Origin of the sequence: Pectobacterium aquaticum, from assembly GCF_003382565.3 — a bacterium.
GTDB lineage: Bacteria > Pseudomonadota > Gammaproteobacteria > Enterobacterales > Enterobacteriaceae > Pectobacterium > Pectobacterium aquaticum.
On record NZ_CP086253.1, the window covers coordinates 932928 to 945080 of the forward strand.

A 12153-nucleotide genomic window follows, 5' to 3' on the forward strand; every position below is an offset into this window, starting at 1 on the left:
CTCATCGGGACTCGTTCGCTTGCCGCCTGCCTGCAACTCGAATTATTTAGGGTGTGTAGCGGCTCGCGGAAGTACGCGGCCGCTTTTTTGTGCGCTGCATTTTTCGTTTTTATTAGAGGCAAGGATTTTTAGATGACTGACCTGCATTCATTGCTAATCGCATTTATTCTTGGCGTGGTCGAAGGACTGACTGAGTTTTTGCCCGTATCGTCTACAGGGCATATGATTATTGTTGGTCATTGGTTAGGGTTTGCTGATGAGAAAGCCAAGACATTTGAAGTGATCATTCAGCTTGGCTCGATTCTGGCCGTTGTTGTGATGTTCTGGCGCCGCCTCTTTGGTCTGATAGGGATTCACTTCGGCGATGTTCCGCACGAGGGGAAAACCGCTGGGCGTTTGAAATTAACGCACATCTTGCTGGCTATGATTCCCGCCGTGGTGCTTGGGTTGGTTTTCCATGACGTGATCAAGTCGCTGTTTTATCCGCAGAACGTGATGTATGCGCTGGTGATCGGTGGCTTCCTGCTGTTAGCGGCGGAATGGTTCAAGCCAAAACAGCCGCGTGCTGCCGGGCTGGATGACATCACGCATCGTCAGGCATTTATGATTGGCTGTTTTCAATGTCTGGCGCTGTGGCCCGGCTTTTCGCGTTCAGGGGCGACCATTTCCGGCGGGATGCTGATGGGCGTCAGCCGCTATGCGGCTTCTGAGTTCTCTTTTATTCTGGCGGTTCCCATGATGATGGGTGCGACCGTTCTGGATCTGTATAAAAGCTGGCATTTCCTGTCGCTGGCCGATGCGCCGATGTTTGCCGTAGGCTTCGTGACGGCCTTTATCGTGGCGCTGATTGCGATTAAAACCTTCCTGAAAATCATCAAACGCATCTCGTTTGTCCCGTTCGCGATTTACCGTTTTATGGTCGCGGGCGTGGTTTACATGGTGTTTATGTAAGACTGATTGCCTAGATTTTAGGTCGACCATTATTTATAGAGAGAAGAGGCCACGCTGATGCGTGGCCTCTTTGTTTCAGGACATACCCGAGCTATCTGGCTGTTGTGCTTTCCAGTCTGCCAGTGCATGAATGCGGCGACGAGCCAGTTCGTTACGTACATCAATGCCCTTAAACCCATCGGCGACGACGTTCGCACTGCTGACTTGACTGGCGATGCAGAAGGCTTCACGCAGGTAATCACCCTGTGGATAGGGGTTCTCTTCAAAACCAGCACGGCCTCTGGCATCGGCTTCGCTCGTGAGCGCTAACTGCTCCAGACGCTGTGGTTTACGCCAGACGTCAATCGCATCAAATAACTTCAGCAGGGTTTTGGGTTGCAGCACCTGCACGGTATGAACCAGATCATGATATTCCGCAACCAGCTTTGCCAAATCGCGAATCGGGTTAGGTACGCGCAGACGCTGGCACAGTGCTTCAACCAGTTTGACGCCCGCCGGGCCATGCCCGTGATGACGCGGCCACAGTTCGGGGGGCGTCAGCCCTTTTCCTAAATCGTGGCACAGCGTAGCAAAACGTACGTCAATCTCAGGGCTGAGACGAGCAGCCATCGCCACTGTCATCATCGTATGAATACCGGTATCAATTTCCGGGTGCCATTTGGCGGGAGCCGGCACGCCGTACAGATTATCGATTTCAGGGAACAGCACGGCCAGCGCACCGCAGTCACGCAGCACCTGAAAATAGACATCTGGCGACGAGGTGCCGAGCGCTTTTTCCGTCTCTTTCCAGACGCGCTCTGGCGTCAGGTAAGCCAGCTCGCCCTCATGCACCATTGTTTGCATCAACGCCATGGTCTCTTCGGCAATCTGGAAGCCGAGATGGGCAAAACGCGCGGCAAAACGCGCGACGCGCAGCACCCGTAACGGATCTTCGCTGAATGCCTCGGAGACGTGGCGCAGCACGCGATTTTCAAGATCGTGCCGACCGTGATAAGGATCGATAAGGTCGCCCCGCTCGGTGCGGGCAATGGCATTGATGGTCAAATCGCGGCGCAGCAAATCCTGCTCTAACGTGACATCGGGGGCGGCATGGCAGACAAACCCGGTATAGCCTTTGCCAGATTTGCGTTCGGTACGCGCGAGAGCGTATTCATCGCGGCTAATGGGGTGTAAGAAGACGGGGAAATCCTTTCCAACCTGCTGGTAGCCCTGCGCGAGCAGGTTTTCCGGCGTCGCGCCGACCACCACCCAATCTTTCTCGGTGACGGGTAAACCCAGCAGGCTGTCCCGAACAGCGCCGCCGACAAGGTAGATCTTCAACGTCGGGCTCCTGAATCAATAACCAATACTTCACCACATACTACCATCTTTGCGCCGCTGTGTTGGCCGCAAAGAAAAATGCCTGCAAGAAGCAGGCACGTATTCTGATTAGCTCATCCAGCGGTCATTTTTCTTTTTGCGAGGGATGATGTGCGGCAATAGCAGACCCAGCAGCAAACCTATGCCAGCAACGCCGCCGCCATACATAAACCACTGTAGAATGATGGTGCGCTGCTTATCGTCAAGCTGGACATTCGCCGCGCTGACTTTCTTCTGCGCGATGATAAGCTGATTTTTCAGATCCTGATTTTCCTGACGTAACCCGTTGATAATATTATCGCTGGCAGCGACTTTCTGCTGCATATCTGCGGTACGTTGGTTCCAAGTCTGATCGATATTATTCAGTTTGTCAGTCAGGTCTTTGACCTGATTTTCCAGCTCCGGCACCCGCGTGCGCAGGCTCGGCGTATTGCTAAGCTGGTCGAGTGGGATCCAAGTCGTACGGTTTTTATCATCACGGATCTGCGCATAGCCCGCGTTTTCATTAACGCTGAGTAGCGTGACTTCAGCGCCAGCATTCACCGTGCCAACGATACGATATTGATTGCCCGGCCCGCTGTGCACATACGTCAATAACTCATCGGAAATATAACGTTTTTCTTCCGCCTGTGCGGTCCAACTCAGCGTGAGAGAAAATAAAGTAAAACAGAGTAAGCCTAATTTCTGCATAAGATCATCATGTTGCGTTAATGGTGGTCCGATAGTAGAGGCTTAAGTCTGACGAGGCAATGTATAAACCTAAATGAGAACAGTCTTAGAACCTGCCCCATTAGGGCTATTTTGCCCCAATAGCGCTTACTGGGATAGGTTCTTAGAAGGCGGCGTGCAGCGTGTTTAAGCGGCGTAAAACCGCGCAGTTGCTGACAGGTTTGCATAAGAAATGCGCGCTTGTTCGCAGGTGAAAAAGAGTGTGTGCGGTAAGAGTAGTCAGGTAAGGTAAAATGTTATTTACTGACATAATAATGAACGCGGTCTTGGTGTTGTGAATGCTATGAGTGAAGAGATTGAGCTTAAGTTTATTGTTCATCCCGACAGCGTTGAATCGCTGCTGACGCAACTGGCTGAATGGGAGAGTGATTACAGTCAGTATGAGCATATGCGTGCTCAGCGTCTGAGCAATACCTATTATGAAACGGCGGATAATTACCTGCGCCGCAATGGCATCGGCCTGCGTATTCGTGGCGAAAATGAACGCTACGAAATGACGGCGAAAACGGCTGGCAAGGTGATTGGCGGGCTGCATCAACACCCAGAATATAACGTTGAGCTGGAGAAAGCAGAGCTGGATCTCAGCCTGTTTCCGGCGGAAGTCTGGCCGGAGGATTGCGATGTTATGGCGCTGCAATCGTCGCTCAGTCCACTGTTTAGTACGGATTTTACGCGTGAAAAGTGGGTGTTTACTTACTATCAAAGCGTGATTGAGGTTGCCTTAGATCGCGGTGAGATTCGTGCTGGCGATCTGAGTGAACCGCTGTGCGAACTGGAGATGGAGCTTAAGGTCGGACAGACCACCCATCTGCTGGAGCTGGCAAAGGAAATCGCGGAATTTGGTGGTATGCGACAGGGCAGCCTGAGTAAGGCGGCGCGCGGATACCATTTGGCTAAAGGTAACCCAGTTCGCGAGTGTCAGCCTCTCAATCGACTGGTTGTGGATCCAAAAACCAATATCGATCAAGCCATCCGCGCGGCGCTGGAACTGGGGTTGAGTCACTGGCAATACCATGAAGAACTGTGGATAAGAGGGAATGCCTCTGCCCGTGAAGCCCTGCCAGAGGCCAGCGCGTTGATGCGCGAAATGCTGGTGCTGGTGGGCGGCGTCGTGTTACGCAAGGTCACCACGCTTTTTCGCTCTGCACTCGCCACTCTGGAGGCTCGGCTACAAGGCTCCGATGGCGCGGAAGTGTGTTACAGCGTCGACTACCTGCAAAGTAAGTTAGTACTGACTTCCTGGCTGTTCGAGTCTGGCTGGCGTAATCATATGGATAATAAAGATCGTATTAAGCTACAGGGATCGTTCAAACGCTTTGCTGACATTATGCTAAGCCGTAGTACGGCCGATCTGAAAAGCGCCTTTTTTTCTAAATTGACGGAAGCGCAATACGAACAGCAGATTCCTCGCCTGCAACGTAATATCTACGCGTTTCTTCTCTTATCCGGTGCTTATCCGGCGGAGCAGGTGGAAGCCTACGTTGAACATTGGCGGGTGTTACTCCAGGAAATTGAGCGACTCGCTGCTGGGAAGGCTCCTTCTGCGTATCTGGAAGCTTACCGTAAAGAGGCGCTAGCCTTGTCGCCGTTCTGGCTACATAGCGGCGGACCATCACAGTAACCGTTAACTGCCGCTTGTCAGTGAAGATAGGCGGCGCATCAAGGGAACCCCCATGTCGATACTTCCTTTGCCCGCTTTACCTGTGCTTCTGACGGAACACTCTCAGCGTGCTCTGTCACGTTTGCGGGAAGCTGCACCTGATGAACCGATAACCGACAGTGACTCTGCTGTTCTGGCATTGAGCGATTTTGTCAGCGATGCGCTTGCGCTGCATCCTGACTGGTGGCAAGGGATTCATCAGCAACCGCCGCAGCCCGAAGAGTGGCAGCACTACGCCGACTGGTTGAGCAATGCATTGGCCGATGTGAACGATGAAAATGCGTTGATGGCGGCATTGCGACGGTTTCGCCGACATATGTTGACACGAATTGCGTGGTCACAGGCGCTGCAAACCAGTACGACAGAACACACGCTACGTCAGCTTAGTGAACTGGCTGAGGTAATGATTGTGGCGGCCAGAAGCTGGCTATATCAGGCCTGTTGTCGCGAGTGGGGCACACCTTGCAATGCACAGGGTGTGGCTCAGCCTCTGCTGATTCTTGGTATGGGAAAATTGGGTGGGGGAGAACTTAACTTCTCTTCGGATATCGATCTGATTTTTGTCTATCCCGAAAATGGTCATACGCAAGGCGGGCGGCGCGAGCTGGATAACGCGCAGTTCTTCACGCGTCTGGGGCAGCGGCTCATTAAGGTTCTGGATCAGCCGACCGTCGATGGTTTTGTTTACCGTGTGGATATGCGGCTACGTCCCTTTGGTGACAGCGGCCCGCTGGTGCTTAGCTTTGCGGCGATGGAAGATTATTATCAAGAACAAGGCCGCGATTGGGAACGCTATGCAATGGTCAAAGCGCGCCTGATGGGGGGAATGGACGATGCTTACAGTCAGGAACTGCGCAGTACGTTGAAGCCTTTTGTCTTCCGTCGCTATATCGATTTCAGTGTGATCCAGTCGCTGCGGAATATGAAAGGCATGATTGCCCGCGAAGTGCGTCGCCGAGATCTGCGCAATAACATCAAGCTGGGTGCGGGCGGCATTCGTGAAATCGAATTTATCACGCAGGTTTTCCAACTGATTCGTGGCGGGCGTGAACCGGGATTACAAGGGCGTTCGCTGCTCCCTACGCTCCAGCATGTAGGCGCGCTGGGATTATTAACGCCGCAGCAGGTGCTTGACCTCAGTACCTCTTACCTGTTTCTGCGTCGTTTAGAGAACCTGTTGCAGGCCATTGCCGATGAGCAGACGCAAACCTTGCCGGGTGATGAGCTGAATCAGCAGCGGCTGGCATGGGGAATGGGTTTCGACAACTGGGACACGCTGCAATCCATGCTGGAACAGCATATGCAGGCGGTGCGCCACGTATTTGATGACCTGATTGGCGATGATGCGCCGGACAATAATGATATCCCCGAACATGGCAGCTATAGCAGTCTATGGCAGGACACGCTGGACGACGGCGAACTGGCTCCGCTGACGCCGCATCTCTCGGAAAGCGTGCGCGAAAAGCTGATGCGGACGATTGTGGAATTCCGTCACGATGTAGCGAAACGCACCATAGGGCCGCGTGGGCGAGACGTGCTGGATCAGCTCATGCCGTGTTTGCTGGCGGAAGTCTGCGCTCGTCAGGAAGCGGATACGGTGCTGTCTCGTCTGACGCCGCTGCTGCTGGGGATCGTCACACGAACCACCTATCTCGAACTGCTGCTGGAGTCTCGTGCTGCGCTCGGCCAACTGATTCGCCTGTGTGCGGCGTCGCCGATGGTTGCCAGCCAACTGGCACGCTATCCCTTGCTGCTGGATGAATTGCTCGATGCGTCAACGCTGTATCAGCCGACGGCACCGGGTGCGTACGCCGATGAGCTACGTCAGTATTTGATGCGCGTCCCTGAGGATGACGAAGAACAGCAGTTAGAAGCGGTTCGCCAGTTCAAGCAGTCGCAGCAGTTGCGTATCGCCGCAGGAGATATCGGTGGCGTACTGCCAGTGATGAAAGTGAGCGATCACTTAACGTATTTGGCGGAAGCGATTATCGCGGCAGTGGTTCAGCAGGCGTGGGGGCTGATGGTGGCACGCTATGGTCAGCCGTCGCATTTGCAGCATCGTGAAGGTCGTGGGTTTGCCGTGATTGCCTATGGCAAACTCGGCGGCTGGGAGCTGGGATACCGCTCCGATCTGGATTTGGTGTTCTTGCTGGACTGTCCATCGGACGTGATGACGGATGGCGAACGCAGTATTGATGGCCGCCAGTTTTACCTACGCCTTGCACAGCGGGTGATGCATCTGTTTAGCACTCGGACGTCATCAGGCATTTTGTATGAAGTGGATGCCCGCCTGCGGCCATCGGGCGCGGCGGGTATGTTGGTGAGTACGGTAGAAGCGTTTGATGAGTATCAGCGCAATGAGGCATGGACGTGGGAGCATCAGGCGCTGGTGCGCGCGCGTATGGTGTACGGCGAAAGCGGCGTGCAGCAGACATTTGAGTCTATTCGCCGCAGTATTCTGTGCGCAGAGCGTGACGCGGAGACGCTGCGAACCGAAGTGCGAGAAATGCGGGAAAAAATGCGCCAGCATCTGGCGAACAAAGATAAAGCACTCTTTGACATCAAAACGGATGCAGGCGGCATTACGGATATCGAATTCATTGCCCAGTATCTGATGCTGCGTTACGCCGCTCAGGAACCGCGTTTGACCCGTTGGTCAGACAATGTGCGTATTCTGGAGCTGATGGCGCAATATGGCGTGATGGAAGAGAGCGAAGCCAATGCGCTCAAGCTGGCCTATGTCACTATGCGCAATGAACTGCACCATCTGGCCTTGCAGGAACTGTCCGGTCGGGTCAGCAAGGATCGGTTTGTCGCGGAGCGGGAGCAGGTTCTGGCGAGTTGGAATAAGTGGTTAGTGGGAGCGTAAGTTCTTCCTATCTATATGGTCAAATGTGCCGTGCGGTTTAGAGCAGCACGGCAGTGGCGTGTATGATACGTGCCTATGATATTATTACGCGCATTATGCGAAATAAGCCTGGAGTAGAGGATGAAAGTGACGCTGCCTGATTTCCGTCAAGCGGGTGTGTTAGTGGTGGGTGATGTCATGCTGGATCGTTACTGGTATGGGCCGACCAGCCGAATTTCACCAGAGGCACCGGTGCCTGTGGTCAAGGTTGATACGATCGAAGAGCGCCCAGGCGGCGCAGCGAACGTCGCCATGAACATCGCAGCATTGGGCGCGGGATCGCGTCTGGTAGGGTTAACGGGCATTGACGATGCTGCTCGCGCACTGAATGCCAAACTTGGCGAAGTGAATGTGAAGTGTGACTTTGTCGCTGTTCCTACGCACCCGACGATCACCAAGCTGCGCGTGCTGTCGCGCAATCAGCAGTTGATCCGACTGGATTTCGAAGAGGGCTTTGAGGGGATTGATCCTCAGCCGATTATCGAACGTATTCAACTGGCGCTGCCAAAAATTGGCGCACTGGTGCTGTCTGACTATGCAAAAGGCGCACTAGCACATGTGCAAACCATGATTCAGACGGCAAAAGCGGCTGGCGTTCCGGTGCTGATCGACCCGAAAGGCACGGATTTTGCCCGTTACCGTGGCGCGACGTTGCTGACGCCAAACCTGTCTGAGTTTGAAGCGGTCGCAGGGCGTTGCAAAACGGAAGACGAGTTGGTTGAGCGCGGTATGCAGATGGTAGCCGATTACGATCTGTCCGCGTTGCTGATTACCCGTTCCGAGCAAGGGATGACGCTGCTACAGCTGGGCAAAGCACCGCTGCATTTGCCGACTCAGGCGCAGGAAGTGTACGACGTGACCGGTGCGGGTGATACCGTCATTGGTGTGTTGGCCGCTGCGCTGGCGGCAGGTAACTCACTGGAAGAAGCCTGTTTTCTGGCGAATGCTGCCGCAGGCGTTGTCGTTGGCAAGCTGGGTACATCAACGGTCACGCCGATTGAATTGGAAAATGCGATCCGCGGCCGTGCTGAAACCGGATTTGGCGTGATGACAGAAGAACAGCTGAAACATGTTGTTGAACTGGCGCGTCAGCGTGGCGAAAAGATTGTGATGACTAACGGCTGCTTCGATATTCTGCACGCCGGACACGTGTCTTATCTGGCAAATGCCCGCAAACTTGGCGATCGGTTAATCGTTGCAGTAAACAGCGATGCTTCAACCAAGCGTCTGAAGGGGCCGACTCGTCCCGTCAACCCGCTGCCGCAGCGCATGATCGTGCTGGGTGCACTGGAAGCCGTCGACTGGGTTGTACCGTTTGAAGAAGATACGCCGCAGCGCCTGATTGCCAGCATTCTGCCGGACATTCTGGTGAAAGGTGGAGACTACCAGCCACATGAAATCGCCGGTAGTGAAGACGTCTGGGCCAACGGCGGTGAAGTGAAAGTCCTGAACTTTGAGGACGGCTGTTCCACGACGAACATCATCAACACGATTAAAGCCAACACGTCTCAATCTTAAATGAAATAAAACTAACGGTACTCGCAAGATTTCGGCACCGTTAGGCCGCAAGCTAATGATTCTCGCTCTAGTAGATCACGAGCGAGAATCATAACAATCACGACGCCGACAGGGCGACACGTCAGATAAAACAGGTATGAAACCAGTGAAGAAAGAACCAGCCGAAGTGAATGCGGCCGCACTACGGGTAGCGGAGTTGCGCCGGGTCTTACGCCATCACGAATACAAATATCACGTTGAAGATGCGCCCGACATTCCTGATATCGAATATGACAAACTCATGCAGGAACTGAAAGCGTTAGAGGCGGATCACCCCGAGCTGGTAACCAGCGACTCACCCACGCAGCGCGTGGGGGCGGCACCGCTGGCGGCATTTGAGCAGGTACGTCATGAAGTGCCGATGTTATCGCTGGATAACGTATTTGATGAAGAAAGTTACCTAGCTTTCAGCAAGCGAATTGGCGACAGGCTGAAAAACGGTGACGATCTGACATTCTGCTGCGAACTGAAACTGGATGGTTTAGCCGTCAGCTTGTTGTATGAAGAGGGCGTTTTGGTACAGGCGGCCACGCGCGGTGATGGCACGACTGGGGAAAATATCACCAGTAACATTCGTACCGTTGCGGCGATTCCACTGCGCCTTGAGGGTGACAATATTCCGCGTCGTGTTGAAGTGCGCGGCGAAGTGTTTATGAAGCACAGCGGCTTTGAAAAACTGAACGAAGAGGCTCGTCGTACGGGGAGCAAAGTCTTTGCCAACCCACGTAATGCTGCCGCCGGATCGCTACGCCAGCTTGATCCGCGCATTACGGCTAAGCGTCCACTGACCTTCTTCTGCTATGGCGTAGGTCTGCTGGAAGGCGGTGAGTTGCCTGCGAGCCACTGGGAGCGGCTGATGCAGTTCAAGGCGTGGGGATTGCCGGTTAGCGACAGAATTAAACTATGCACGGGTCCGGCTGAAGTACTCGATTTTTATCGTCAGGTTGAGCAGACCCGCAGTTCGTTAGGTTTTGATATCGACGGCGTCGTTGTCAAAGTTGACTCGCTGGAGTTGCAGGAGCGGTTAGGGTTCGTTGCCCGTGCGCCTCGCTGGGCTGTTGCCTTTAAATTCCCGGCACAGGAACAGCTGACCTGGGTGCGCGATGTCGAATTTCAGGTTGGGCGGACAGGCGCGATTACGCCCGTTGCGCGTCTGGAACCCGTCGCCGTAGCTGGGGTCATCGTCAGCAACGCCACGCTGCATAATGCCGATGAAATTGAACGGCTAGGTTTGCAGATTGGCGATCGCGTGATTGTGCGTCGAGCGGGGGACGTGATCCCGCAGATCGTCGGTATCGTGGAATCTGAACGGCCAGAAACGGTGCAGCCGATCGTTTTCCCTACTGCTTGTCCCGTGTGTGGATCTGACGTTGAACGCGTAGAAGGCGAGGCCGTCACGCGCTGTACCGCTGGCTTGATCTGCGGTGCCCAGCGCAAAGAGGCACTGAAGCATTTTGTTTCTCGTCGCGCGTTGGATGTGGAAGGCATGGGCGATAAGATCATCGATCAACTGGTGGAAAAAGAGTACGTCAAGACGCCAGCCGATCTGTTTCGTCTGAGTGCTGGGATCATGACGGGGCTGGATCGTATGGGGCCGAAATCCGCGACGAATCTGGTCAATGCGCTGGAAAAGGCGAAAAGCACCACGCTGGCGCGTTTCCTCTATGCGTTGGGGATCCGCGACGTTGGCGAATCGACGGCGGCTAATCTGGCTGCCCATTTTGGTTCGCTGGAAGCCCTTTTTGCTGCTGATGAAGATGCGCTACTGGAGGTGCCGGATGTCGGTAAAGTCGTTGCCGCGCATGTGCGTCATTTCCTTGAGGAAGAGCACAACCAAACCGTGATCCGCGAATTGACCGATCCCGTGGGCATCAACATTCACTGGCCTGAGGTTCAGGTGGTCAATGCTGAAGAGATCGACAGCCCATTTGCAGGGAAAACGGTGGTATTGACCGGATCGCTGAGTATTCTGTCCCGCGACGAAGCCAAAGATCGGCTAACGGCGTTAGGGGCAAAAGTGAGCGGCAGCGTCTCGAAGAAAACCGATATGGTGATTGCTGGTGAAGCCGCAGGTTCTAAACTGGCGAAGGCGCAAGAATTGGGGATCCCAGTGCTCGATGAGGCGGAAATGATCCGACTATTGGGAGTGTAAGAGGTGGAAAAAGAAGACCTGATAGACATTGCCACGATGCAGATGCCGTTTGGTAAATACAAAGGGCGAGTGCTGATCGATTTACCGGAAGAGTACCTGCTGTGGTTCTCTCGCAAGGATGAATTTCCTAAAGGTCGCTTAGGGGAATTGATGCAAATTACGTTGGCAATCAAGATAGAAGGTTTGCAAGGGTTGGTCACGCCGCTGAAACGGCCCCGTCCCTGATTATCCATTTCCTGTCGTAACCCTCGATGAAAAAAGGTCGCTTCAGTGAAACGACCTTTCACGTTTACTGGCTACCCCATCCCTGACGTAGATTAGACGTAGATATTAATCTGGTTGTCTGCTGTCGGGCGGTTAACGCCTTCTTGTTTAGCACTTTGAGTCGACGCAGAGGAAGCAGACTGCTGTTCCGAGCCTTCGCTCTGCAAACGGGCAATTTGCGCCTGTAGCATCTGGATCTGTGCCTGAATAGTCTGCTGCTGTTGCTGGATCTGCTGACGTTCTTCGTCGCTTTCTGCGCTGGAAGCGGATTCAGCCAGCTTACTGACCTGTTTGGTTAGCGTCTGGACCTGCTTATTGAGCTGCGCAATCTGTTGCTCAGAAGTGTTGCTACTGCTTTTACTGCTGCTTGCCGTTGTTGTCGATACGCTGATACTGCTGATGGTGTTTGACATTTTCCCTCCTGAAAAGATGCCGGTGTACCCTAATGACTTGTGCTACATGCCTTTGCATCGGCAATTTAAGCACTTTCTCGAAGGTAATATTGTTGGCAATCAAACATGAAACGCTCACTTTTTTGACAGCTCATGTAACAAAATGTATCAGTCAGTAAAG

The 12153-nt window shown here is 53.7% G+C and carries 9 protein-coding genes; 6 read left to right on the forward strand and 3 right to left on the reverse strand.

All coding sequences use genetic code 11. The features are described 5' to 3' along the window. Positions 1-132 precede the first annotated feature (132 nt). Positions 133-951 (forward strand): undecaprenyl-diphosphate phosphatase, encoded by an 819-nt coding sequence (bacA, locus tag DMB82_RS04370; protein ID WP_102117481.1) that lies wholly within the window; start codon positions 133-135, stop codon positions 949-951. Between the two features lie 75 nt (positions 952-1026). On the opposite strand, the gene DMB82_RS04375 is transcribed toward bacA, so the two are convergent. Beyond that, positions 1027-2271, reverse strand: coding sequence for a multifunctional CCA addition/repair protein (locus DMB82_RS04375; RefSeq protein ID WP_102117482.1), 1245 nt, complete (start codon positions 2269-2271; stop codon positions 1027-1029). A 108-nt stretch (positions 2272-2379) separates the two neighbouring features. Then, positions 2380-3000 (reverse strand): TIGR04211 family SH3 domain-containing protein, encoded by a 621-nt coding sequence (locus DMB82_RS04380; RefSeq protein ID WP_102117483.1) that lies wholly within the window; start codon positions 2998-3000, stop codon positions 2380-2382. 322 nt (positions 3001-3322) lie between these two features. Between DMB82_RS04380 and DMB82_RS04385 the strand changes: the two genes are divergently transcribed. From DMB82_RS04385 to DMB82_RS04405, 5 genes are all read left to right on the forward strand, one after another. Continuing rightward, on the forward strand, positions 3323-4660 hold the full coding sequence (locus DMB82_RS04385) for a CYTH domain-containing protein (RefSeq protein ID WP_116162431.1): 1338 nt from the start codon (positions 3323-3325) through the stop codon (positions 4658-4660). 52 nt (positions 4661-4712) lie between these two features. Continuing rightward, complete coding sequence (glnE, locus tag DMB82_RS04390; RefSeq protein ID WP_167469131.1) at positions 4713-7568, forward strand: bifunctional [glutamate--ammonia ligase]-adenylyl-L-tyrosine phosphorylase/[glutamate--ammonia-ligase] adenylyltransferase; 2856 nt, start codon at positions 4713-4715, stop codon at positions 7566-7568. Positions 7569-7688: 120 nt separating this feature from the next. Beyond that, positions 7689-9125 carry a bifunctional D-glycero-beta-D-manno-heptose-7-phosphate kinase/D-glycero-beta-D-manno-heptose 1-phosphate adenylyltransferase HldE gene (gene hldE, locus DMB82_RS04395; RefSeq protein WP_102117485.1) on the forward strand — a complete coding sequence of 479 codons (1437 nt, stop codon included), beginning with the start codon at positions 7689-7691 and terminating at the stop codon, positions 9123-9125. Between the two features lie 136 nt (positions 9126-9261). Then, a complete protein-coding gene (gene ligA / locus DMB82_RS04400; protein ID WP_116162429.1) occupies positions 9262-11316 on the forward strand; it encodes an NAD-dependent DNA ligase LigA in 2055 nt (684 codons plus the stop codon). Between the two features lie 3 nt (positions 11317-11319). Then, a complete protein-coding gene (locus DMB82_RS04405) occupies positions 11320-11541 on the forward strand; it encodes a DUF3820 family protein (protein WP_039465978.1) in 222 nt (73 codons plus the stop codon). A gap of 92 nt (positions 11542-11633) precedes the next feature. Here DMB82_RS04405 and DMB82_RS04410 read toward each other — a convergent pair whose 3' ends face one another. Then, positions 11634-11993 carry a FlxA-like family protein gene (locus tag DMB82_RS04410; protein ID WP_116162427.1) on the reverse strand — a complete coding sequence of 120 codons (360 nt, stop codon included), beginning with the start codon at positions 11991-11993 and terminating at the stop codon, positions 11634-11636. Positions 11994-12153: the final 160 nt, after the last annotated feature.